The following is a 24,399-nucleotide window of genomic DNA, read 5'->3' on the forward strand; positions in this document are numbered from 1 at the left end:
AGAAAATGATAAGGTAAACATTGAAAAGCAGCCGACTGATGACTGTTTTTTATAGTTGCATTTTTATTTTTTGTTATTTTCATTTATATTCCCTTACTTGTCGTTTAAAATTCTTCTATATAACAGGAAGAGGTAACCATAGAATGAACGTTTATTTTCCTGTATCAGAACAGCCATAACTTTTATTTTATAGTTGTTATCAGTGAATGAATGCAACCTAATAGAACAATGAGGAAAACAATGGAGAAAAAGCGACGGACCGGACGCCATAGTTCATATTCTCGTGTATCAGCCTCACGTATCAACCTTTCTGAAATGGTTTCGGTTTCTTTTCCTCGCACCAGAATATGTCTGTAATATTTCCTCATGACATATACCGAAAACTGAAACCAGATTAATATGGATGGACACACAACACATAAACTTCTGATGATATCACCCGGGAAAGTATCTTGGGCGGGTAAAAGAAAGTCATATACTCTGGATAAAATCATCATCGAGATAAATGAGACGCCAGCACCTATCCAGTATTCGATATGAGAAGATGCTGCATTATATGCGTCAGTAAAATTTTTCTTTCTTAATGAAGGTGGAAGTGCTGAAAGTTCAGGAATACGTTTTCTTGTCCAGTATATTTTCATATAGTAACTCATATAAAAAGTGTTCTACTTTACTATGATGATGACGATTTATAAAAGGCTTATAATGACTACTTCTCCTTTCATTCTCGAATTTCACGATAATGATAGAGATAATCATTATCAATTGATAGTATCAGTAATTTTGACTTACATCACACTTTCATGGTTTAATCAGGTGATTGATTTAATGAAAAGAGTGTGTTTGTGGATGTATTGTGTATATGTCTTACCGGGCATCTGTTCTTACATTAATTAATATATTGCTATTTAAGTATTGGTAGTATTGTCAGTAACATTCTTTTGGTTAATTTAGTTATTATTCCTCACTGATTAATTGTCCTTCCGTTCTTATTGTTTGTAACTTGTGTTTGTATCGTACCTTTCAGGTGTTGATGCGCGCTTTACTGTGTCTGCACCGGCTTGACAAAATTCAACAGGGGTTGAAAAGGAACATTTCGTGCAAATAACCGAAGCCTTAATTTCAGAGCCGGGGGAAATCCGGCGTTTTGTTCAGCAGGCGGTGGACCACTGGCCAAATCTGTTGGCATTTCACTTCACGCTCTATTCGGCAGAAGGAATCTATGGTCAACAGATTCAGACATTTTGTAGTTCCTTTCACCGACGGGTACACGAACGTATTACGGAGCATAATCACACGGTCAGCCCATCAGCGCCGGTGGTATTACGCTGGTTGCGGGAACAACATGAAGGAGCACAGATACGATGTCTGTTGCTGCTCAGCCAGACGAGTATTTGCCATCCGCGAGTCGGCGTCATGGCTGATGAAGAATGTGCGCAACTGGTGGATTTACTGCAACAGACCTGGTCGGTGATAAGTGCTGGCGGACAATGCCGGGTGGAAAGATGTTTTCGGGTTGCCCGGCCTGGTTCATCAGGGCAATACGTGGCGTTAAAAACGGCTGTTCAGTCCTTTATGTCGCAGGTTATTGCAACAATCATCCGGTGATTGTCGGGAGGAATATCAATGCTTCCGTTAATTTTTACTGGCTGATAAAGTTTTGTCTGCTGAATCTTTATACGGAATTCCTTTCAGTATGCGTACACGAATTGACTATCTGGCGGATAAATACTGTTTTACAGAACGGAACGAATCCCCCCGTCTTCGCCGGCAGTGGCAGGATGTTCTGGAGGAGTGCCGGCAGACAGAGGCCGGGCCAGAAGAACGGTTGCGTATTGCACTGCTGAATGTGGATTACGTCACCAGTTTTGAACTGCCTTTTCGCTTGCTGCTTACCCGTACACCGCAATTGATTGCCGCGCTGCGTGAAGAATGGGGCATCAGCCAGAAAAATGTGGTGTTTAACGATAAACGGTTTGGCTGCGTGTACAGCCTGAAGGCCAGCCTTTCTGGTGTGCCGGATACATACCGGTATCATCTGTCTCACCGTATTCGTCGCGTGGTTGGGAATGAAAACACATCATTGCCATATCAGCAGGTTGCCCGGGAAGTGAAAGCGCCCCGTGAACGGCTGAAGTATGCACTGGAGGCGGGTTTGCTGGTGACTGCACTGGACGGCCTGTTCTGGTTTGGCAGTCAGCGTATTGCGGCTGATGTTCTGAGGCTGAGAAAGGCCGGAATGCCGGTGGTGACCACGACCGTGGAGGTGCACGATAACCTGACGGGAACAACCCGCAAAGTACCGGCATACCATCTCTGATACAACCATCAGGGGGAATATTGCTCTGGCAGCAGCAGTATGACATTCTTTATACTTTATCCCCGTGCCTGAAAACATGTGCTAAGGAAACGGGAATGGCAAGGTCCGATTATGATATTATCAATCTGTCTCTGGAACATGAACTGAATGAGTGGCTGGCAGAGAGAGGTTATGCCGGACTGGTGGATAACCGGAATCGCCTGGCAGAAGTTGTTACCCGCAAATTGCAGGACAGCTTTTATATAAACGTTTCCAGGGATGCGCTGAACACGGCATACAGTGAACACCCGGAGTGGTTTTCTGGGCTTGTCTCCGGGGATGAGAATTAATAAGTGGATTATGCTGCTATCAGGTAGTGTGATTGCCGGCAGGGATTTCGTTTTATTCTGTTTCTTCCCGGGGTTCGGGTTTGAATTTTCCCAGAAAGTTGTACATCGGTTGCATGCAGGGATGCGGATAGCCGTCCCGCATAAACACCACCCGGGTTTCCTCAACACTGGTCAGGGTGACAAGCGCACCATGATCGTCTTTGTTTCGGTAATGGAACATCTTCTGACATAAATTTTAGTACGGTAACAGTTAACTAAATTTTCATGTGGTAGCACTGAATCAGGAGACTGCGTTTCCTGATGTGCGCTGTTAATTTTCTGTTTTTACGAAACATTTTCCCCTTCTTCCTGTGTATTTTATTGCGCTCCTCCTTTCATGTCCTTCCCATATCCTGAAACTCACTTAAATACTGTTGAATCGTCAAACATTGCAACTTTCAATGACTGAAATCAAAAATTGCTATTTTTTAAGCTAACCAACTGTATTAAAAGCATTCAGTGGAATAATTTTCTGCACTTTTCCAGTAATTATGGTTATAAATTTTGTAATGTGCTGTTTTTGCGATATATGGCAGAATAAAGAACTGTTCATTTGTGTTATATCGATCGATAAATCTGTCATGTTGCTGTAGTTCAGATCATTATTCTATAATGATCAAAATTAAGTCAATTCTGGCTGGTTTGTTACTCAGCATTCTGGTACCGGTTGATGCGGGTAAATACCGGAAGGGCGGTAGCGTGCCATCGCAAAACATGGTGGGAGGTATCGTCAGGAGGCTGGTGATTGTTGGTATGACATGAATAAAAGGTTTTTCGTTTGACTGGAAAATTATGTTGCAGGAACGAGAGGACTGAGGAACAAAGCTTATTCCGGCGCTGTCCGTCCTTGCTGTCACTGACACTGATGTCTGCTTTATTATCGCCTTTATCTCTTCAGGCAGCGGATGTCCGGCGTAGCGGAGATGAAGCATTTATCATTCAGCAGCAGCGTCAGGAAGCCCTTGAGCAACAACTGACGCCTTCAGCCCCTGATGTTCGCCTTTCTGCACCTGGCTCTTTTGCCCATAAGATTAATTTTCCTGTTGAAACGCCCTGTTTTCAGATTAAACAGACGGAACTGAAGGGGGCTGATGCGTTACCACACTGGCTGCCTTTACAAAAAATCGCCAACGGGGCGGTCGGGCATTGCCTGGGGGCGAAAGGAATTAATCTGCTGATGAGTACATTGCAGAACCGTCTGGTCGATCATGGTTATGTCACCACCCGTGTTCTGGCACCTTCGCAGGATTTAAAAAGCGGTATCCTCCGGCTGGTCATTATTCCCGGTGTTGTGCGACATGTGCGTCTGACACCGGACAGTGATGACTATATTCAGTTGTATTCCTCATTCCCGGCACACGAAGGTTCTCTGCTGGATTTACGGGACATTGAGCAGGGGCTGGATTTAGGTAACAGCCGGATACAGGGACAACATACTGAGCTGAATGCAACCAGTGGAAATCTGTCTACACAGAATGCGCAACTGAGTGCCGGTACGCTTTCCGCCCGGACTGCCGGGCAGTTCAGCAGTAATGGCGGTACGATAAATGCCGACACACTGCAGATATCGGCACAAAGCCTGTCAAATCGTAAAGGCAGTCTGATTCAGACGGGAACAGGGGATTTTTCGCTGAGTCTGCCGGGAAGCGTGGATAACCGGGAAGGGCTGCTTGCGGCAAATGGCGCGGTGCGTCTGGATGCACTGAGCCTTGATAATCGCAAGGGGAAAGTGCAGGCGGAGCAGTCACCCTCCCTTCAGAAATCCCCGCCCACGTTTCTGAAACCGTTTGTGGCTGGTGTCTGTGCGGCATTGCTGGCGGTCAGCGTGGCTATTCCGGGATGGCAGTTTCTGACACAGCCATCACCGGAGGAGCAGCATTTTACCTGGGGGAATGGTTGTAAAAAGCAGTGAAAACAGTAAATACAGAGTATCGTGATGAATTAGTGCTCAGGGGCTACCAGTATTCAATAACCAGCGTATCGGCATCGCATTCCTGTAATTCTGGTATTGACTGTTATGACTAAATTCAATGTATATATGGCAGGCAGAAATATGTTAACAGTCCCGGAGTTGTGGAAAATCCTCCGGAGCTAATATCGGGAGTGCCTTAACAATTTTCCGTAAGTTAAATGATAATTTCTGAGTGAGAATATGGTCACGATTTGTGTTGACGGTGAAAATAAGACTCATAAAATTACCGACTGGACGCTGTGGGCTGGAAATGACGACAGAGAGGTTATGCTGACCTGTCATTTTCGCAGCGGGAGAAAATATACTCGTCCGCTTTCTGTATGTCAGATAACGCCAACTGTAAATTTGCGAAATGTTTTCCTCGAAAGGAAAGGGAACGCTGTAACATCCCGGGCTGAACTGGTTATTATATATGGTGATAAATATGCTGCTGTTTATTACCGCGAGGGTGAACGACCCTACATCATGAAAACGACCGGCCTTGACTTTCAACAGTGTTCAGCATTTACAGAGCATGCCGTGTTTAATTACTTGTGTAGGGTGGCTAATGAACGTATTTTTTATGCCCGTGGTAATAACAGAAATATCGATGAGAATATCCTTAGGCAGATAAAGAAAATAGTTCCTCATCCGGATACCGCCTTGCATGCATACTGTTCAGGACAGAGTAAAAAACGTGATTCGCCATGGGGTTTGATTTTTCCGTTTGGTCTTAATGAAAGTCAGTTGCTGGCTGTCAAACGGGCATTTTCCTCACAGATTTCAGTTATTGAAGGACCACCTGGAACAGGTAAAACACAGACTATACTCAATATTGTTGCTAATATATTAATTCAGAATAAAACAGTGGCAATTTTGTCCAATAATAACTCAGCTGTCAGTAATGTTTATGAAAAGATGGACAAACAGCAACTGGGATATGTGATGGCACGACTGGGGAGTACGGAGAACAGGCAACAGTTTTTTTCAACGTCGATTTCGCGTTCTGAGGAAGTCTTACCTGACTCACCGTCTGCAAATGCGATTGATGATGTACTTCAACAAGTGAAAAAACACCTGAATGCCATTAACCAGGTCGCTTCGTTAAAAGCAGAAATTAATGAGCTGAATATTGAGTATAAATACCTGCAGCAATGGCAGAGTCAGAATCTTCGACCGGAGGAGCTTTTTTCTCACAAATACCGATTTTCCTCACAAAAAACAACCGACCTGATGGCTTATATTCATTACCTTTCTGACAGGCGGATTGGATTCAGAAACAGAATTGATTTGTTGTTAAACTTCATGATACTGAAAGTCAAACCATTGATGATTCCGGAGAGAAGGCTGGCGCTATTTACTTCTCTTCAGCTTTCTTATTATGAAAAAATATCCGGGAAAAACAAATTTCTCTGAATGAATATGAGGAAGTATTTAAAAAATCTGATTTTAAAATTTTACTGGGGCGCCTGACATCATGGTCTATGCTTTATTTAAAGCAACATCTGCGAAGAAATGTTTCAACAAGAAGTTCATTCTCGGCAGAGACATACAGGGATGAATTTGACCGTTTTATAAAGCGTTTTCCGATTATTGGTAGCAGTACGCATTCGATTATTAACTCTATCGGCAAGGGGGCCCTTCTTGATTATGTTATTATTGATGAAGCCTCGCAGCAGGATATTGTTCCGGGCATTCTGGGACTGGGATGTGCCCGTAATGTAATCGTTGTAGGGGATCGTAAGCAACTTCCACATGTTCCTGTATTACTCCCGAACAGCCCATCTCCACCGGCAGAATACTATAATTGTGAGAAATATAGTCTACTTGATTCGGTTTGTATGTTGTTCAGGAACATGGTGCCAGTAACCCTTCTTAAAGAGCATTATCGTTGTCATCCTAAAATCATTCAATTTTGTAATAAGCAGTTTTATGATAATGCTCTGATACCGTTAACGGTTGATTCCGGTGAAGCCTCATTATCTCTGGTCATCACGGCAAAAGGAAACCATACCCGTAATTTTTCAAATCTCAGGGAGCTTGAATCTCTGGAAGGTCATTACTGGGATGAAGAAAGTAGCAGGGGATACATTGCCCCATATAATGCACAGGTTAATCTGGCTGAAAAAGTGCTGCCTGCTGATTTTGTGAAATCGACGGTGCATAAATTTCAGGGACGGGAGTGCGATGAAATTGTGTTTTCCACTGTGCTGGATAAGAAGCGCAGCAGCCAGCACAGTCGGAACATCGCGTTTGTTGATAATCCTGAACTGGTGAATGTCGCTGTTTCAAGGGCCCGAAATAAATTTACGCTGGTGACTGGTAATGATGTATTTGAACGCCACGCTGGACATATTGCGGCGCTGATTCGTTACATCAAATACTACGCTGATGACGGAGAGATTTTCGAGAGCCCGGTCATATCAGCATTTGATTTGCTGTACAGTGAGTATGACAAATCACTGGAACGACTGAATAGTAGATTGAATTCAAATGATTCACACTTTAAGTCAGAACAGATTGTGGCCTGCCTGTTGCGGGATATCCTGTCGCAGGATAGTTATCGGAGTATGATGTTTCATTCACAAATAGCGCTGAATCAGTTGGTGTTGCTGGAGCGGGGGGATTTTACACACCGTGAACAGTTATTCATGCGTAACCGGGCCAGTTGTGACTTTGTTGTTTACTATAAGGTCGGGAAGACTCCATTAGGGGTTATTGAAGTGGATGGAGGTTATCATCTGACCAGTGTTCAGGCTGAACGTGATGAACTTAAAAACAGTATACTGAAGAAATGCGGCCTGCCATTGCTAAGATTACGTACTATAGACAGTGATATAGAAGGGAAGTTGGGAGCGTTTCTGTCAGGCCTGACAGGCTAAAATCTGAATAAAAAATATTGCAGCGGGAGGTCTCAAACCTGATTTGGTCATGTGCCACACACAATTGTACGAACCCCATGGACACAGGCTTCTTTGTTTTGGTTACATCAACGTACGTATTCCTGATACATATAAAAATAAGTGCTATTGCTCAAAGCTAACAGGGAATGTTTCTGTTGAATAATTCCTTAGTGAATAAACTTTATCAGGGGGTAATTCTATTACAGTGAATACTTCCTGCAAAATGATATTTGAATTGTTCACCATCTGCATCATATTTTCTTATTTACAAGTTGAAAGGATAGTATATGTTGAAAATGCATGGATTTTCCAGATGTGTTACCAGTAAGAAGCAGGTGGATAAAGGATGTGATAACAAATCCAACAACCAGGTTAATATCTGAAGATTTTTGTTGTTATTATTTATCCCCAAAGCGGTGAGTTATTAATGAAGTTTGCCTGAATGTATAAACAGAATTATTCGACATAAAGCCAGGAAAATGAGTGATACGCTTTTAACCGAAAAAATCCTTACCGGAGAAAATGTTTTGCGTGCCGCAATCGCCCGCATTGAGTGGATTTTTGAAACATTTCCGTCGGTATGTCTGTCTTTTTCAGGTGGAAAGGATTCCACCGTGCTTTTCCATCTTGTGGCAGAGGTGGCCCGCAGGAGAAAACGTCATTTCTCTGTTCTGTTCATTGACTGGGAGGCCCAGTATCGGTGCACCATTGAACATATTCAGAAGATGCGGGAAATGTACCATGATGTGACGGAAACCTTTTACTGGGTGGCACTTCCCCTGACCACGGTAAACGGCGTCTCGCAGTTTCAGCCGGAGTGGATATGCTGGGAGCCAGGAGTGACCTGGGTTCGCCAGCCACCGGAAGAGGCCATTACGGATATGACATATTTTCCCTTTTTCCGGTATGCCATGACGTTTGAAGAATTTGTTCCGGCATTTTCTTCCTGGTTTGCCGGTAACCGGTGTGGAGTGGCAGTGCTGACCGGTGTTCGTGCGGATGAATCCCTCAATCGCTTTATGGGGCTGGTGTCTCAGCGCAAACTGAGATATGCCGATGATAAGCCCTGGACCACGGCATCGCCTGAAGGGTTTTATTACACCATGTATCCGTTGTATGACTGGAAAGCCCGCGATATCTGGATATATAACGCCAGAGCTTGTGCCATTTACAATCCTCTGTATGACCTGATGTACCGTGCCGACGTGCCGTTACGCAACATGCGTGTCTGTGAACCTTTTGGTCCTGAACAACGTAAGGGGCTGTGGCTTTACCATATTCTGGAGCCGGAAACCTGGGCCAGGATGTGTGAGCGGGTGTCAGGCGCTGCCAGCGGGGCGCTTTATGCCAATGAAAGCGGTGCCTATTTTGCCCTGCGTAAACGTATATCAAAACCAGCCCATCATACCTGGCGCAGCTATGCGATGTTCCTGCTGGATGTGATGCCGGAAAGAACGGCAGAACATTACCGTAATAAAATTGCTGTCTACCTGCGCTGGTATCAGACGCGGGGCTTCCCGGATGACATCCCGGATGAACAGGAGAATGACCTGGGGAGCCGGGATATTCCGTCCTGGCGGCGTATCTGTAAGACACTTATAAAGAATGATTTCTGGTGCCGGACCCTCTCCTTCAGTCCGAACAAACCCCGGCACTATGAACGTTATCTGCAGCGTATGAAAGAAAGGAGGAAGGAATGGGGGATTCTGTGACACCGGAGATAATTGGCAACATGATTCGTCAGTACTTCAGCCAGGAACGACCAGAAGAAGAGACCATACAGGCCCTTAATCACCTGCGCAGAGTGCTTCATGAAGTCAGTCCTTTTGCACATGAGCCAGTGGACTGTGTGCTGTGGGTAAAAGCAGATGAGGTGGTGGCCAATGATTACAATCCTAATGTCATGGCGCCGGGTGAGAAGAAACTGCTGAAGCAGTCACTGGAGAAAGATGGTTTCACACAACCGGTGGTGGTGTCTGAGGAAAAGAACCATTACCTGGTGGTGGATGGTTTTCATCGCCAGGTGCTGGGCAGGGAAGCAGGTACGGGAAAACGTCTGAAGGGCTGGCTGCCGGTGGTCTGTATTAATCCGGAGAGAAAGGGACAGGCCTCACGTATTGCTGCGACCATCCGACATAACCGGGCCAGGGGCAAACATCAGATAACCTCAATGTCTGATATTGTCAGGGACCTGTCGCGCCTGGGCTGGACGAATGAACGCATTGGTACGGAGCTGGGTATGGACCAGGATGAAGTTCTCAGATTGAAACAGATTAGCGGGCTGACGGAGCTGTTTCAGGAAGAGGATTTCAGCCCGGCATGGACGGTTCGCTGAGACCGTCAGATATGTATATTATTTCAGTGAGTTAATGTTTTGAGCAGGAAAAAGAGTACCCCGGAAGTTGTGGAAGACATGGTTGCGCAGAAACTGGAGGCTGCTGGTTGCTGGCGCAGAGCTTCTGACCGCTGGCTTTTTGTTATGGGAAATGTTGAATGTACAGAAGCACAACGGGAGTGGTTGTTGTTGCGCCGGAATTATTGTCTGGCGCAGATATCGTCCCCGCCGCTACCTGAAAAGCTGGATATCAGCGAGGTGGCGAAAGCTGCAGATGCCACGCTGAGGCGAATGGGGATTGCCACTCCGTCCGGGGAGGTATTCAGAAAAGGTACACCGGTCTGTTGATATTCAGGTAACAGGTATTAATGATGAAGCAAGGAATGGCAAACAGTATATCACTGACATGGCAACTTTTATGCGATGAACATGGTTTTACCCGGGAGCACTACAATCAGCTGAAGAAGTTCAGCCCGGAAACATTACGTGAAATTATTGCTGAAATAGCCAGCTGTCATCCATCAACCAGTGTATTGCTCAGGAATAAGTGGCTGACACCGCCGGAGGATATTCTGGAGCAGATTACCCGTGAATACGAACGAAGAATACAAAACTGTCCACCGTTCAGGAGCGAGAAGGAAGCGGAATCCTGGTTAAATGAACTATCTTTTGCTGTGATTGCTCCGCTATACCGTGTTGCCCCCGAACAAACAGAACAGGTTGAGTCCTTTGTTCTGCAGCTTATTGCCGAGCAGGAGCGGGTTTGGGAGCTTATTTTAACCAATGATGGTTATTCATGGCATTGCGCACTTTATGATATATTATTTCATCTGGTTTTACGAAATATGGAAGACCAGCCTGAACATCAGAAACAGCGAATAACAAAAATATTTTATGAGCCCGATGCAAGACTGGTTGCAGAAGAGATTAAATTCCGGATTCAATCTCTGTATGATGATGAACAAAAGAGAGCTTTAAGTGAACTGGTAAATGATTTTACTTCAAAAGAATAAAATGCGGCGAGGTGATTTTTACTATATGTTAATAAAACGGGGGGTAGATGAAAGTGAATGGTGTTACTACATCAAAATATGAAGGATGGCGAGGGACGTTTCAGTTATATAGATATAAAACGGTAGTTCTGGTGCACCCCAAAGGATATCTGGCAGGGGAAATGATTCATCGCCAGGCCCTAACGTCGTCTTGTCAAGATTAATGCTATAGACATAGCTAAATTTTTTATGGATAAGGATATGAACTGTGCCTCAGGTCCGGAACATCCTGTAGGGACTTTTTAAGTCGGGATTGAGCTGAACTAATGCCAAATTATGAACAGGGAAATTCAGCAGCGGCTACAGTGGGTAAAACTCTATGAAACGTCCGGTGATGCGGGATTTGTATGCCGTCGCTGTGGCATTTCTCGGCCCACATTGCGTAAAATGGTGGCGCAGATATCTGGCTCAGGGCATCGCTGGTCTGGAAAGCCACAGCCGTCGCCCCAAGCGTTCACCATCAACGAAAACCGGCACTTGCGAAGTCGCTCTGATTCTGGAGTTACGTTCTCAGCGAAATCTGGGGGCAAGACGTATTCAAAGCGAGTTAAAACGACTTCATTCAATCTCACTGGCAATAGCAACAATCCACAAAGTCCTTTTCCAGAATCAGGTTTGAACCGCCCCGGGTTTCCTGGAGAGTGTTTTATCTGTGAACTCAGGCTGCCAGATCATCGTTTCCGATGGAAGCATAATAAGCTTTTTCTGCTTCTGCCGGAGGAGTATGGCCCAGCCTTCCCAGCAATCGTCGATTGTTATACCAGTCCACCCACGTGAGTGTGGCCAGTTCCACTTCTGCACGGTTTTTCCAGCTCTTACGGTGTATTACCTCCGCTTTGTAAAGACCATTGATGCTCTCCGCCATCGCGTTGTCAGTAAGCGTAAACTGACCGCCGTATGTAGCCATCAGACGAAAATTGGTAACTTAGACGCCCATCTGATATAGACGGACATCTAAGTATGGAATTACAGGACTGGCGAAAAGAACCTCGTAAAAACTATTCGAATGAATTCAAACTTCGTATGGTGGAACTGGCATCACAACCAGGAGCCTCTGTTGCCCGTATTGCCCGGGAACACGATATCAATGATAACCTCCTGTTCAAATGGCTCAGGCTCTGGCAGAACGAAGGGCGTATATCACGGCGTCTTCAGGTAACGACCTCTTCTGACACTGGCGTTGAATTATTACCTGTAGAAATAACGCCGGATGAGCAGAAAAAAACTGTGGCGGCCATTGCGCCGTCTTTATCCACTTCCACTCAGACCAGAGTCAGTGCCAGTTCCTGCAAGGTGGAGTTCCGTCACGGTAACATGACGCTGGAAAATCCATCGCCAGAGCTGCTCACGGTGTTGATCCGCGAACTGAGCGGGAGGGGAAGATGATTTCACTCCCATCAGGTACCCGTATCTGGCTCGTTGCCGGCGTTACCGATATGCGTAAATCCTTCAACGGACTGGGAGAACAGGTACAACATGTGCTGAATGATAATCCCTTCTCCGGCCACCTGTTTATCTTCCGTGGCCGACGGGGTGACACCGTTAAAATTCTTTGGGCTGATGCTGATGGTCTGTGCCTGTTCACCAAACGCCTTGAGGAAGGTCAGTTTATCTGGCCTGCGGTGCGTGACGGTAAGATATCCATTACCCGCTCGCAACTGGCAATGCTGTAAACGTTAACGGAGCGCCGTATTGACGCTTACGAACTGTGTGATCCGACATGCCATTAGGAAACGTAAGGCGTTCCCGATGGGCGAGTCAGTAAAAGTGAAATGGCTGGCATCCTGGTCGCGTCGCAGAAATGGACAATGCCGCAGAGGGACTGGCGAATAGCAATTTATTATCGAATTTGATGACCGCCTGGACAGTCACTTTTAAGAAAAAGCATGTATACAGAATGGTAAACAGGCTCATCCACAGCCAATTACTCATCTTCATCAGCATATAACTGCCTGAGTGCATTTATATTGATGATCACGATTTTGCCATATCTGGCGTCTATCCATCCCAATTTTTCCCATTCAACCAGCCGTTTGTTGATCGTTTGTCGGCTCGTATTGATTATCGTTGCCAGATCGTCCTGCGTAAGATAAAGATTGATTAATGTCCCTCGCTCGTGTGGTTCGCCGTACCCTTCCGACAGACTCACTAAACGCTTCGCCAAGCGTGCAGAAACAGATAATAGCGTACAGTCATGTAACATCGTAAAGGCATTTCGAACGACTTTGCAAAGCAGCAACGCCAGAAAACGATGGAGAATTGGATAATTTTTCAGAAGAAATTCAACATCATGAGGCTTGATCGTTAACAGTGTAGTTTTACCCGTCGCTCTGGCATCGTGTGTGCGCGGACATTTATCAATCATACCTATTTCACCAAACCAGTTCCCCGGCGAAAGATAGCGGAAGATGCACTCTTTACCGTCAGCAGAAATTGAGCTCACTTTAACGGAGCCAGTAATGACTGCATATAATCCGAGCGGCTCAGCACCACGATAGTGAATAATCTCTCCATCGTTGTATTGATACAGGCTGGTCCTGGACAACATCTGTTCAATAAGATAATCAGGTAGCGCCCGAAACCAACTACTACTAAGAAGGATACTATTGATCTCGTCCATAGAAACTATCGATTCATGTGATTGTGCTACGGCCAATATCTTAACCATTGTTGTTATCCTGATCTTAATCATGACCGTAGCAATGTAGCATTTCCTGTCAATCAGAGTGATGCAGATTATCCCCGCTGGCAGGGAGATTCGGAGATGTGGATGATGTACGGGGCGTTTTTTCAATCCCGAAGTGACGTAATGTCAGAATCATCAGGCTACCAGTAGCTGTTACCATTGCCAGTAAGTAAAGTCCTGCCTGTGCGGAATTAAAAGTATGTTCCGCCCAGACGCGAAGATTCGGCGCTACAAACCCCCCCAGATTGCCTATCGAGTTAATTAACGCAATGCCGGAAGCAGCTGCTGCACCGCCGAGATAAGACGATGGAAATGTCCAGTACAGTGGCTGCATCGCCAGATGTCCTGCAGCGGCAACGCACAGCGCGACAATAGCGACCAGTGGAATACTATCGGCAAGGCCAGATACGGCAATGCCTATTGCACCGGACATAAATGTGATTGATGCAACGTAACGACGTTCCTGCAGTTTTTCCGATATACGTGGTACGTAATACACTGCGATGGCAGCGCACAAAGGTGGAATAGCGGTGACGAAGCCAACTAATAAACCAACTTTTGTCCCTATTAAGGTGGCGATTTGTGTTGGCAGAAAGAAGTAAATTCCATAACCACATACCTGCACCGTAAACCAGATCAGGCATAAATAGAGGACGCGTACATCCAGCAGTGCTTGCCATGCGCCTTTTGGACCATGTGCAAGTTTCACCTGCTCTTCCTTATTTAGAGTCTGGCTAAGCGCCGCTTTCTCTTGTGGAGTTAACCATTTGGCTTTCTCTGGGTGATCGTCAAGATAGAAGAACACCCAGATCCCAACGGCAGAGGCCAGTAACCCCTCAACGAGGAACATGAGTTGCCAGCCATGGAGACCAAACGACAGTACCGATCCTTCAAGCGAGAGTAGCGAGCCGGAAAGCGGACCGCCGATGATAAAAGCTAGTGGGGCACCAAACAGGAAATAGCCGGTGACGCGTGCGCGGATGTGCTGGGGGAACCAGAATGTAAGATAAAGAATAACTCCAGGAAAGAAACCTGCTTCACTGATGCCAAGCAAGAAGCGCAGGAAAATAAATACGGTCTCAGTGTGGGCGAACATCATTGCAGCGGAAACCAGCCCCCAGGTCACCATGATACGGGCCAGCCAGACACGGGCGCCGATGCGATAAAGCAGAATATTACTGGGCACCTCGAACAGGGCATAACCAATAAAGAAGATCCCGGCGCCGAAAGCATAGGCGGTGTCACTCAGACTGGTATCCAGTTGAAATTCTTGTTTAGCAAAGCCGATATTGGAGCGATCCAGATAGGCCAGAATAAACATTAGTATGACCATCGGAATGATGCGACGTATGGATTTTTGAATTGCAAGTGATAAATACTGATCGGTATGGCTGGGCATAAATCACCTCTTAGAATTTTGTCATTATTATTTTGCCCCGGTCATTGCATAACCGGGCGATACAAGTGTTCTCATCTAACGCTAAAGTGCTCAAGAGCTTCCGGGCGTAAGGTAGTGCCGGCACCCGGCGCGGTGGGAAGAGAGTAATATCCCTCTTTGACCTCAACCGGATCGACAAAGCAGCCCAGCGTCCAGGGAATAAACTCCAACAGAGAGCAAGAGGGATGTGCCATTACCAGATGTAATTGTGCCTGCATCATATCACCATGATGTGGTGTGACCGGCAGATTGAACGCCTGACCGAGATCGGCTATTTCCCATACGGCGGTCAGTCCACCGCAGCGAGTGGCATCGGGCTGGAGATAATCCACCGCACCGGCCAGTACAAACTCTTTAAAGGAATCAAACTGATAGAGTAACTCACCCAACGCAATCGGCGTACTGATATGCCCGGACAGCGTGCGGTGACTTGCGATATCATCATGCCACATCGGCTCTTCAAACCAGGTAATATCGAAATCAGCCAGCTTGGCACCGTACTGCTTGGCAGTGCTGATGTCCCATTTTGCATTCGCGTCGACCATCAGATTGACGTCATCGCCTATCGCTTTTCTGACGGCTTCGATTCGTTTGAGATCTTCTCGCGGATCGGGCTTGCCTATCTTCATCTTGATGGCGGAAAATCCCTCCTCAAAAATCATCTTCTTGCAGTCATCCACTAACTCCGCCGTGTTACGAACCAGCCAGCCGCAGTCGGTGTTGTAGGCAAGAACACGGGAATGTTGAGAACCGCCAAAGACTTTCCACAAAGGTTGCTCCACCATTTTGGCTTTCAGGTCCCACAGGGCGATATCGATTGCTGAAAGCGCCATTTGCATTAACCCACCGCGGCCCACCCAGATATTGGTCGAGCTGCGTGACATCTTACGGTGGAGATAGCGAACTTCACTGGCGTCTTCTCCAATCAACATCGGGCCGAAGGCATCTTTAATAATGGTGGTGATAAGACGGTCGGTAGTAATGTCTGCATGGGTTCCGGTATAACCGTAACCTACAAGGCCGGTATCTGTCTCGATCATTACGCCCGGCATTCCCCAATGAGTAATGCTGTGTGTGGAGTCACCGATAATATTTTTAGTTACCGGTACATGCATAATAAAGGTAGTGAGTTTAGTGATTTTCATTGCAGTTTCCTGTGTCTGTATATCTTGATTGATGGGCGCAATGTAGCAACCGGCCTTCAGCAGGGCTGTCAAATGGTTGACACATCATCAGAAGAGAGAAGGAATAATTGTATTTTTTTGAAGTAGATCTCGAATTTGGACCACACCCAGTCGACAAGTTTTCATATAGGGAACTGGGCCATGACCGGAGCTTTTCAGGATGAGATCTCTGTACGCATCATGAAGACCATGCGGCTAAAGTGATCCTGGAGTACAGCAAACTGGAAAAAATCGAAAAGTATTACGAAAAATACGCAAACGCAGGCACCAATGAGTGGCACATCGATGAAAGTAAAAAAGCTACCGCAACCATGAATGTAGTTCTGGGTGATGAAGATAGGTTAAAATCCCTCGCGGAAGATTTTGCCAGACATTATGAAAAACGCGTAGCCGAAGGTTTCACCGTAAAAGGCAAGACCATGTTTGTGCCAGCCGTGAAATTGCCTAGGGTTCTACCGTCACCTTGAAGCTATTCGCACTGCCTGGTTTTAAGTGAAACAAGTACCCGATGGCATCGTCCTGACTGAACGGGAGCAGAAAAATTACCGCCTTCTGAAATGGTGAAAATGGTCATGACGCGTGGTAAAGATGATGACGAGGCGCTTTATAGATTTGTGTAATTGCCTGATTTTGATATGTTCAATTCAACATCAAATGAAGGTTAATTTATGGACGAAAAATAGTTACAGACTCTGGCTAACGAACTGGCCAAAAACCTCAAAACCCCTGAAGACCTCAGCCAGTTTGACCGTCTACTGAAAAAGATCAGCGTTGAAGCCGCTCTCAACGCAGAGATGACACACCATCCTGGGTATGGAAAAATCAGTCCAGACCAGGAGCTAACTCCCGCAACGGTTATTCCACAAAGACCGTTATCACAGGCGACGGTCCACTGGAACTGCGTACTCCGCGCGATCGTGACGGTAGCTTCGAACCACAACAGGTGAAGAAAAATCAGCCCCGTATTACCAGGATGGATAACCAGATCCTCTCGTTGTATGCCAAAGGGATAACCACCCGTGAGATAGCCGCCGCGTTCAAAGACCTGTATGACGCTGATGTTTCACCGGCACTGATATCAAAGGTCACTGATGCCGTGATGGTGAACCGCCCCGGAAATCCTGGAGACTAAACTCCCTGAGAAAGAGGTAAACAGGATGACTAAAAATACACGTTTTCCCCCGAAATCCGTCAACGGGCAGTTCGTATGGTTCTGGAAAGTCAGGGCGAATATGACTCACAATGGGCAGCAATTTGCTCCATTGCTCCAAAGACTGGCTGTACGCCGGAGACTCTGCGTGTCTGGGTTCGCCAGTATGAGCGGGATACCGGGGGCGGAGATGGAGGGCTCACCAGTGCTGAACGTCAGCGTCTGAAAGAGCTGGAACGTGAAAATCGTGAACTGCGCCGCAGCAACAATATCCTTCGCCAGGCTTCCGCTTATTTTGTGAAGGAGGAGTTCGACCGCCTCTGGAAAAAATGATGCCACTGCTGGATAAGCTGCGTGAGCAGTACGGAGTCAGACCGGTATGCAGCGAACTGCATATTGCCCCGTCAACGTATTACCATTGTCAGCAACAGCGACATCATCCGGATAAACGCAGTGCCCGTGCGCAGCACGATGACTGGCTGAAGAAAGAGATACAGCGCGTATACGATGAAAATCATCAGGTGTACGGTGTGCGTAAAGTCTGGCGTCAGTTGTTACGGGAAGGAATCAGGGTGGCCAGATGTACAGTGGCGCGCCTCATGGCGGTTATGGGACTTGCCGGTGTTCTCCGGGGTAAAAAGGTCCGCACTACCGTCAGCCGGAAAACCGTTGCCACAGGTGACCGCGTAAACCGTCAGTTCGTGGCAGAACGTCCTGACCAGCTGTGGGTGGCTGATTTTACTTACGTCAGCACATGGCAGGGCTTCGTCTATGTGGCGTTTATCATTGATGTGTTTGCCGGATACATCGTGGGGTGGCGGGTCTCATCGTCTATGGAAACGACATTCGTGCTGGATGCGCTGGAGCAGGCGTTGTGGGCCCGTCGTCCGTCTGGCACCATCCATCACAGCGATAAAGGCTCTCAGTATGTGTCACTGGCCTATACGGAGCGACTAAAAGAAGCCGGATTACTGGCATCAACAGGGAGTACAGGCGACTCGTATGACAACGCGATGGCTGAGAGCATCAATGGTCTTTACAAAGCGGAGGTAATACACCGTAAGAGCTGGAAAAACCGTGCAGAAGTGGAACTGGCCACACTAACGTGGGTGGACTGGTATAACAATCGACGATTGCTGGGAAGGCTGGGCCATACTCCTCCGGCAGAAGCAGAAAAAGCTTATTATGCTTCCATCGGAAACGATGATCTGGCAGCCTGAGTTCACAGATAAAACACTCTCCAGGAAACCCGGGGCGGTTCATTAATGACAATTTTCACCCCCATCATTAAAAACGATTATCGGCTCTATGAGCAGTATGTATTTCAGGCCAAGGCGCGCACATTAACCTGTCCGATCGTGCTATTTCATGGCGATGCTGACAATCTGGTAATGCAGGATGAATTACTTGCATGGGAAAAATTCACCACACGAAAGACGCGGACTATTATATTTCCTGCTGCCGATCATTTTTTTGTCGATAAGCATTTTGAACAGGTGGTAGGTTATGTGAACCAGACGATTGAATCACTCGAAATAGTAGGGTAGAAATAGTTGTGTAACTATACAAGGAGCAATAGATATGGCTGTTCCATCATCAAAAGAAGAGTTAATTAAAGCTATTAATAGTAATTTTTCTTTATTAAATAAGAAGCTAGAATCTATTACGCCCCAACTCGCCTTTGAACCTCTATTGGAAGGGCACGCGAAGGGGACTACGATTAGCGTAGCGAATCTGGTTTCCTATCTGATTGGCTGGGGAGAGCTGGTGTTACACTGGCATGACCAAGAGGCAAAAGGAAAAACTATTATTTTTCCTGAGGAAGGATTTAAATGGAATGAATTGGGGCGTTTAGCACAGAAATTCTACCGTGACTATGAGGATATTACAGAGTACGAAGTTTTATTGGCACGGTTAAAGGAAAATAAGCAGCAACTCGTGGCTTTGATTGAACGATTCAGTAACGACAAGCTTTACGGTAAACCTTGGTATAATAAATGGACCCGAGGTCGTATGATTCAATTTAATACCGCCTCGCCTTATAAAAATGCTTCGGGGAGGTTAAATAAACTGCAGAAATGTCTTGCAGAATAGCGGGGTGCTTACCGTTTGCCTCCCCACTGATGATTTTTCCGGGCAGCGATGAGTGTGGACTGGCGGCACTATCACCCGCTGCTCCGGAACATATTCTGGTTAATGATACGGATAAAATGTGTAAGACAATAAGTCTACTTAACATAAGCACATGCGAACGCATGTGTATTAAGAACCAATCTTCATAATAAGGTGATTTTTTTTCGACAAGGGTGCTCAAATCGGGATGTTTTTTCGTATCCTGACGCAGGAGGATCAAATTCTGATGTCGGATATTGCTGCACTGTATTTCACTCCGAGCTTCGCCGGGAAAATCTATTGCCGCGAGGCCTTTCCTCTGATTTGGTACGAGCCAGGATGGAGGGTAATGTACTGGGATTAAGATGGTGTTTGATGATACAGTGTCTCCCTGCAAGGCAACGGGGAGTCCTGCAAAACGCGTTAAAGTCGCTCTTTTTGCCTGCGCCGGGTTCCCCTACAGCTATTTGTGCCGGCCGGTGCAGATAAAGACGAATGATATCCAGCAATTTCAAAGGAGCAAGTGCATGAATGATACCGTCCATATGGCCCGAAGTTCAGCACGCAGAGTTCTAACATGCGATCATAGGGAATTTTGGTAGAGGGAAGCTAAAGAAACTGTTTTGGTGAGTCGCTTTATTGCCATTCGCATGAGTGGACGAATAAAGCGATGATGAATATCGCCAACATTGGATTTCTTTCTTCGGATTGCATCGTTATACCCGAAGTCCCCGTGGTGAAAAAAACGTCCCCGGTGGCACATCTTCCCTTATGAAATTTAGATGTGTTATGCCGACTTGATATTTATAGTTCTGTTCGGTCGACTTTTCAGGCAACATATCGTGTACTCGATTTGCCAACCATCTCTGTATATGTCCAATGACTTAATGTAGCCATTTGTTGTTTCCACATTATTCAAACTTCATGTGCCGCTCAGCGAGTACAGCACCGTTGTTGAAATCCGCTAACAACCATATGGTTTGACCTTTATATAATCGCATTATCATCATTGTAGTAAGCGTAAACTGACCGCCGTATGTAGCCATCAGACGAGAATTGGTAACTTAGACGCCCATCTGATATAGACGGACATCTAAGTATGGAATTACAGGACTGGCGAAAAGAACCTCGTAAAAACTATTCGAATGAATTCAAACTTCGTATGGTGGAACTGGCATCACAACCTGGAGCTTGTGTTGCACAGATTGCACGTGAAAATGGCGTCAATGATAATGTTATTTTCAAATGGCTCAGGCTCTGGCAGAACGAAGGGCGTGTTTCGCGGCGTCTTCCGGTAACGACCTCTTCTGACACTGGCGTTGAATTATTACCTGTAGAAATAACGCCGGGTGAGCAGAAAGAACCTGTGGCGGCCATTGCGCCGTCTTTATCCACTTCCACTCAGACCAGAGTCAGTGCCAGTTCCTGCAAGGTGGAGTTCCGTCACGGTAACATGATGCTGGAAAATCCATCGCCAGAGCTGCTCACGGTGTTGATCCGCGAACTGAGCGGGAGGGGAAGATGATTTCACTCCCATCAGGTACCCGTATCTGGCTCGTTGCCGGTGTTACCGATATGTGTAAATCTTTCAACGGATACGACATATGCTGAAGGAGGATCTGTAATGGATTAAGTGATAACAGATACTCAGAAATATAGGGGCAAATCCACTATTTTGATGAGAATTATTATATGTTACCTCGGATTTTAATCAGGCGCCAAGATTAAATAAAATATTGAGCGCCTGATTATATTTATTCATTCATTCATTCATTCATTAATTAATATCTGTTATTGATTGGCTTACTATCAGCTTCCCCCGTATTAATCAGAGCTTTCATTTATTTTTAGTGCATAATCAGATGCCGCCTCATCATTATCCTCACTATTATCATAGCCGAAAACTTCCCCCGGACACGGGCGTTCACGATAATAGTCATCGTCATAGTTTTCATCGTCAGATAATGATATGTCGTATTCTGAATATGATTCACCACAATTATACATGAAATCATCTCCTTTGGGGTGGTTACAATAATTAGTGAGTTTATTCGAAAAAATGATGAGCGCCAGACCAACCCACCCAACTTTTGATTATAATCATGAAGATACTTGTCTCAGTACAAATAGAATCAAACTCAGTGCAGCATGATTCACCTTTATATTCTCTCAGGGAAACCAAATACCACTACTCAACTATTAAGAACAAAATTCTGGAGGTATGATTATCTGAAGATACCTGTATCCTAAATAATTTCAGACAGATATTATCGTTGTGAGTCCCCCGCCACCTTTCCGGTGCGCGGGGTTTTGTCTTTTTTCACCGGGAATACATGTATGAATCCGTCTGATGCCATTGAGGCAATTGAAAAACCGCTCTCCTCCCTGCCTTACTCACTTTCCCGTCACATCCTGGAACATCTGCGCAAACTCACCAGTCACGAACCCGTGATTGGCATTATGGGTAAAAGCGGGGCCGGTAAATCCTCACTCTGTAATGCACTGTTTCAGGGGGAGGTCACCCCGGTCAGTGATGTTCACGCCGGCACCCGGGAAGTACGGCGCTTCCGTCTGAGTGGCCATGGTCACAGCATGGTTATCACTGACCTGCCCGGGGTGGGCGAGAGCCGGGACAGGGATGCAGAGTATGAGGCCCTGTACCGTGACATTCTGCCTGAACTGGACCTGGTACTGTGGCTGATTAAAGCCGATGACCGTGCCCTGTCTGTGGATGAGTATTTCTGGCGACACATCCTGCACTGGGGACATCAGCGGGTACTGTTTGTGGTGACGCAGGCCGACAAAACGGAGCCCTGCCATGAATGGGATATGGCCGGTATTCAGCCTTCTCCTGCACAGGCACAGAATATTCGCGAAAAAACGGAGGCGGTATTCCGTCTGTTCCGGCCCGTACATCCGGTTGTGGCCGTATCGGCCCGCACTGGCTGGGAACTGGATACGCTGGTCAGTGCGCTCATGACAGCGCTTCCCGACCATGCCGCCAGTCCCCTGATGACCCGCCTGCAGGACGGGCTGCGCACGGAATCTGTCCGGGGTCAGGCCCGTGAACAGTTTACCGGTGCGGTGGACCGGATATTTGACACGGCGGAGAGCGTCTGTGTTGCCTCTGTTGCCCGTAAGGTTCTGCGCGCTGTTCGTGACACCGTGGTCTCTGTTGCCCGCGCGGTATGGAACTGGATTTTCTTCTGAACCCGGTGGTGATGCACCAGACTCTTGTTACAGATTTTTAACCCCATGAAAACACAATGCAAACACAGCCATACCCGGGTTGTCCCCTTGCGTTGTGTTTCTCAAGTTAATAGAATGCATCGATCGTTACTATCATATCGATCGCTATAAACGATCGTTTGTGGTAAATGACCTCCTCCGTGGTTGTCATGAAAATGCGTCTCAGGAAGGTTAAATAATGCACGAAAAGAACATCGCCCTGCTTTGTGATGAAGCCGACCGACTTTTGCAACTGAACATTAATCTGCTCCGGCAAATGGTTGATGAACCGGATGTGTTATCTGACAGTAAGAACGAAAACAGACTGCTTTTTGATAAACAGAAAGCACTGAAAAGAATTGAGGAGCTGGAGGGCGAACAAATCAAAACCGCCCGCAGGGAGATGGTGCTGGCTGTTGTCGGCACGATGAAAGCAGGTAAATCAACTACCATCAACGCCATTGTGGGGCAGGAAATTCTGCCTAACCGTAACCGCCCCATGACCTCTGTACCGACGCTCATCCGCCACGTTCCCGGAAAAACTGAGCCGGTCCTCCATCTGGAACATATTCAGCCCGTCCGCAATTTATTAAGCACACTGCAACAAAAACTCGACACCCCGGCAGGACAGCAAGTCGCACAGACCCTGCAGCAAACCGGGGATACCTGCGAACTGCTGGATATTCTGGCAAATGATGGCTGGCTCAAAAATGAATACCACGGGGAAGACGAAATCTTTACCGGACTGGCATCGTTAAACGATCTGGTTCGCCTTGCTGCGGCAATGGGGAGTGAGTTTCCTTTTGATGAATACGCAGAAGTGCAGAAACTGCCGGTGATCGACGTGGAATTCAGCCATCTGGTGGGGATGGATGCATGCCAGGGAACACTCACACTGCTGGATACCCCCGGCCCTAATGAGGCCGGACAACCGCAGATGGAAGTGATGATGCGGGATCAACTGCAGAAAGCCTCTGCGGTGCTGGCGGTGATGGATTACACCCAGATGAACTCAAAAGCGGATGAAGACGTCCGTAAAGAGCTTAATGCCATTGCTGACGTATCAGCCGGCCGCCTGTTTGTGCTGGTCAATAAATTTGATGAGAAAGACCGCAATGGCGATGGGGCAGATGCCGTACGCCAGAAAGTTCCGGCAATGCTGAACAGCGATGTGCTGCCCGCCTCCCGCGTTTATCCAGGCTCATCACGTCAGGCGTACCTGGCTAACCGTGCGCTTCATGAGTTACGGAAAAACAGAACCCTTCCTGTTGATGAAGCCTGGGTCGATGATTTTGTCAGGGAAGCCTTCGGTCGCATGAAAAAAGAATACGTCTGTAAAGACAGTGAAATGGCAACCGAAGGGGCGACAGACCTGTGGGAAGGCTCACTTATCGATCAACTGATAACGGAAGTCATACAGAGCTCCCATTCCAGAGCGGCGGCACTGGCGGTTGATTCTGCCGCCGCAAAACTGATGCAGAATGCGGAAAATGTCAGCGAATATCTGTCATTACGCCATCAGGGGCTACAGCAAAGCATTCAGTCACTGCAGTCGCATATCACCAGCCTGCTTGCGGATATCCGGGAAATCGCGGACTGTCAGGAGCAGGTGACCGCTGATGTCAGAATGGCCATGGAGGAGATCGATGCCAGAACCCGGGAATTACTGACG

21 protein-coding genes, 9 pseudogenes and 1 other annotated feature are annotated in these 24,399 nt (G+C 46.7%); of the genes and pseudogenes, 22 read left to right on the forward strand and 8 right to left on the reverse strand.

Annotated elements, in window-relative coordinates:
• Window positions 1–83: pseudogene (locus ACUU1I_RS11240) on the reverse strand (CPBP family intramembrane glutamic endopeptidase); the annotation flags it as partial.
• 99 nt (window positions 84–182) lie between these two features.
• A complete protein-coding gene (locus tag ACUU1I_RS11245; protein WP_001301456.1) occupies window positions 183–641 on the reverse strand; it encodes a hypothetical protein in 459 nt (152 codons plus the stop codon).
• A 457-nt stretch (window positions 642–1,098) separates the two neighbouring features.
• Here ACUU1I_RS11245 and ACUU1I_RS11250 point away from each other — a divergent pair, with 457 nt between their 5' ends.
• The 3 genes from ACUU1I_RS11250 (at window position 1,099) to ACUU1I_RS11260 (ending at window position 2,649) form a co-directional block, all read left to right on the forward strand.
• Complete coding sequence (locus tag ACUU1I_RS11250) at window positions 1,099–1,608, forward strand: hypothetical protein (RefSeq protein WP_001167434.1); 510 nt, start codon at window positions 1,099–1,101, stop codon at window positions 1,606–1,608.
• A gap of 88 nt (window positions 1,609–1,696) precedes the next feature.
• A complete protein-coding gene (locus ACUU1I_RS11255) occupies window positions 1,697–2,320 on the forward strand; it encodes a hypothetical protein (protein WP_001260386.1) in 624 nt (207 codons plus the stop codon).
• Between the two features lie 95 nt (window positions 2,321–2,415).
• Entirely contained in the window at window positions 2,416–2,649 is a 234-nt protein-coding gene (locus tag ACUU1I_RS11260; RefSeq protein ID WP_000124179.1) for a hypothetical protein, read from the forward strand.
• 52 nt (window positions 2,650–2,701) lie between these two features.
• Here the strand turns inward: ACUU1I_RS11260 and ACUU1I_RS11265 are convergent.
• Window positions 2,702–2,879: pseudogene (locus tag ACUU1I_RS11265) on the reverse strand (DUF4222 domain-containing protein).
• A gap of 421 nt (window positions 2,880–3,300) precedes the next feature.
• Between ACUU1I_RS11265 and ACUU1I_RS11270 the strand changes: the two are divergent.
• The 8 genes and pseudogenes from ACUU1I_RS11270 to ACUU1I_RS11305 form a co-directional block, all read left to right on the forward strand.
• On the forward strand, window positions 3,301–3,450 hold the full coding sequence (locus ACUU1I_RS11270; RefSeq protein WP_000590537.1) for a hypothetical protein: 150 nt from the start codon (window positions 3,301–3,303) through the stop codon (window positions 3,448–3,450).
• Between the two features lie 103 nt (window positions 3,451–3,553).
• On the forward strand, window positions 3,554–4,600 hold the full coding sequence (locus tag ACUU1I_RS11275; RefSeq protein ID WP_001335711.1) for a POTRA domain-containing protein: 1,047 nt from the start codon (window positions 3,554–3,556) through the stop codon (window positions 4,598–4,600).
• 240 nt (window positions 4,601–4,840) lie between these two features.
• A pseudogene (locus ACUU1I_RS11280) lies at window positions 4,841–7,521 on the forward strand (AAA domain-containing protein).
• 500 nt (window positions 7,522–8,021) lie between these two features.
• Window positions 8,022–9,254 carry a phosphoadenosine phosphosulfate reductase gene (locus ACUU1I_RS11285; RefSeq protein ID WP_001285504.1) on the forward strand — a complete coding sequence of 411 codons (1,233 nt, stop codon included), beginning with the start codon at window positions 8,022–8,024 and terminating at the stop codon, window positions 9,252–9,254.
• A complete protein-coding gene (locus ACUU1I_RS11290; protein WP_000502842.1) occupies window positions 9,239–9,877 on the forward strand; it encodes an IbrB-like domain-containing protein in 639 nt (212 codons plus the stop codon). The genes ACUU1I_RS11285 and ACUU1I_RS11290 overlap by 16 nt, the downstream gene beginning before the upstream one ends.
• A 78-nt stretch (window positions 9,878–9,955) precedes the next feature.
• Window positions 9,956–10,225 carry a PerC family transcriptional regulator gene (locus ACUU1I_RS11295; RefSeq protein ID WP_000226519.1) on the forward strand — a complete coding sequence of 90 codons (270 nt, stop codon included), beginning with the start codon at window positions 9,956–9,958 and terminating at the stop codon, window positions 10,223–10,225.
• Between the two features lie 20 nt (window positions 10,226–10,245).
• Window positions 10,246–10,890: a hypothetical protein gene (locus ACUU1I_RS11300; protein WP_005115541.1), complete on the forward strand. Its 645-nt coding sequence runs from the start codon at window positions 10,246–10,248 to the stop codon at window positions 10,888–10,890.
• 315 nt (window positions 10,891–11,205) lie between these two features.
• Window positions 11,206–11,545, forward strand: a pseudogene (locus ACUU1I_RS11305) (helix-turn-helix domain-containing protein); the annotation flags it as partial.
• A gap of 42 nt (window positions 11,546–11,587) precedes the next feature.
• Here the strand turns inward: ACUU1I_RS11305 and ACUU1I_RS11310 are convergent.
• A pseudogene (locus ACUU1I_RS11310) lies at window positions 11,588–11,803 on the reverse strand (integrase core domain-containing protein); the annotation flags it as partial.
• 86 nt (window positions 11,804–11,889) lie between these two features.
• Here ACUU1I_RS11310 and tnpA (ACUU1I_RS11315) point away from each other — a divergent pair.
• The gene (gene tnpA, locus ACUU1I_RS11315) at window positions 11,890–12,315 is read left to right on the forward strand and encodes an IS66-like element accessory protein TnpA (RefSeq protein ID WP_000422761.1); all 426 of its coding nucleotides are present in this window, start codon (window positions 11,890–11,892) and stop codon (window positions 12,313–12,315) included.
• A complete protein-coding gene (gene tnpB, locus ACUU1I_RS11320; RefSeq protein WP_000624715.1) occupies window positions 12,312–12,602 on the forward strand; it encodes an IS66 family insertion sequence element accessory protein TnpB in 291 nt (96 codons plus the stop codon). Before tnpA (ACUU1I_RS11315) ends, tnpB begins: the two co-directional genes overlap by 4 nt.
• Window positions 12,603–12,853: 251 nt before the next feature.
• Here the strand turns inward: tnpB and ACUU1I_RS11325 are convergent, their stop codons facing one another.
• From ACUU1I_RS11325 to ACUU1I_RS11335, 3 genes are all read right to left on the reverse strand, one after another.
• Window positions 12,854–13,597 (reverse strand): Crp/Fnr family transcriptional regulator, encoded by a 744-nt coding sequence (locus tag ACUU1I_RS11325; RefSeq protein ID WP_005067636.1) that lies wholly within the window; start codon window positions 13,595–13,597, stop codon window positions 12,854–12,856.
• Window positions 13,598–13,646: 49 nt separating this feature from the next.
• Window positions 13,647–15,014 (reverse strand): MFS transporter, encoded by a 1,368-nt coding sequence (locus tag ACUU1I_RS11330; RefSeq protein WP_001139133.1) that lies wholly within the window; start codon window positions 15,012–15,014, stop codon window positions 13,647–13,649.
• A gap of 71 nt (window positions 15,015–15,085) precedes the next feature.
• Complete coding sequence (locus ACUU1I_RS11335; protein WP_000705119.1) at window positions 15,086–16,198, reverse strand: mandelate racemase/muconate lactonizing enzyme family protein; 1,113 nt, start codon at window positions 16,196–16,198, stop codon at window positions 15,086–15,088.
• 180 nt (window positions 16,199–16,378) lie between these two features.
• On the opposite strand from ACUU1I_RS11335, the pseudogene ACUU1I_RS11340 reads away from it, so the two are divergent.
• The 7 genes and pseudogenes from ACUU1I_RS11340 to ACUU1I_RS11370 all read left to right on the forward strand — a co-directional run.
• Window positions 16,379–16,845, forward strand: a pseudogene (locus ACUU1I_RS11340) (type I restriction endonuclease subunit R); the annotation flags it as partial.
• A gap of 84 nt (window positions 16,846–16,929) precedes the next feature.
• Window positions 16,930–17,339: pseudogene (locus ACUU1I_RS11345) on the forward strand (transposase); the annotation flags it as partial.
• Window positions 17,340–17,444: 105 nt separating this feature from the next.
• Window positions 17,445–18,607, forward strand: a protein-coding gene (locus ACUU1I_RS11350; protein WP_167701220.1) for an IS3 family transposase whose coding sequence is annotated in 2 segments (ribosomal slippage) — window positions 17,445–17,682 and window positions 17,682–18,607 — 1,164 coding nt in all. Because the reading frame shifts where the segments join, the coding sequence is not laid out codon by codon here.
• Window positions 17,675–17,791 (forward strand) — a sequence feature (AL1L pseudoknot). (Overlaps the previous gene by 117 nt.)
• Window positions 18,608–18,637: 30 nt before the next feature.
• A pseudogene (clbQ, locus tag ACUU1I_RS11355) lies at window positions 18,638–18,934 on the forward strand (colibactin biosynthesis thioesterase ClbQ); the annotation flags it as partial.
• Window positions 18,935–18,968: 34 nt separating this feature from the next.
• Window positions 18,969–19,481, forward strand: coding sequence for a colibactin self-protection protein ClbS (clbS, locus tag ACUU1I_RS11360; protein ID WP_000290499.1), 513 nt, complete (start codon window positions 18,969–18,971; stop codon window positions 19,479–19,481).
• Between the two features lie 1,117 nt (window positions 19,482–20,598).
• Complete coding sequence (tnpA, locus tag ACUU1I_RS11365; RefSeq protein ID WP_000422755.1) at window positions 20,599–21,024, forward strand: IS66-like element accessory protein TnpA; 426 nt, start codon at window positions 20,599–20,601, stop codon at window positions 21,022–21,024.
• Window positions 21,021–21,095 (forward strand): annotated as a pseudogene (locus ACUU1I_RS11370) (IS66 family insertion sequence element accessory protein TnpB); the annotation flags it as partial. The gene tnpA (ACUU1I_RS11365) and the pseudogene ACUU1I_RS11370, both read left to right, overlap by 4 nt.
• Window positions 21,096–21,323: 228 nt before the next feature.
• Here ACUU1I_RS11370 and ACUU1I_RS11375 read toward each other — a convergent pair.
• The gene (locus tag ACUU1I_RS11375) at window positions 21,324–21,506 is read right to left on the reverse strand and encodes a hypothetical protein (RefSeq protein ID WP_000282124.1); all 183 of its coding nucleotides are present in this window, start codon (window positions 21,504–21,506) and stop codon (window positions 21,324–21,326) included.
• A gap of 330 nt (window positions 21,507–21,836) precedes the next feature.
• Between ACUU1I_RS11375 and ACUU1I_RS11380 the strand changes: the two genes are divergently transcribed.
• The gene (locus ACUU1I_RS11380; protein WP_001069775.1) at window positions 21,837–22,709 is read left to right on the forward strand and encodes a GTPase family protein; all 873 of its coding nucleotides are present in this window, start codon (window positions 21,837–21,839) and stop codon (window positions 22,707–22,709) included.
• A gap of 217 nt (window positions 22,710–22,926) precedes the next feature.
• On the forward strand, window positions 22,927–24,399 hold a 1,473-nt coding region (locus ACUU1I_RS11385), incomplete at its 3' end, for a dynamin family protein (RefSeq protein WP_171769628.1).

The organism is Shigella sp. SIG3 (assembly GCF_053555855.1).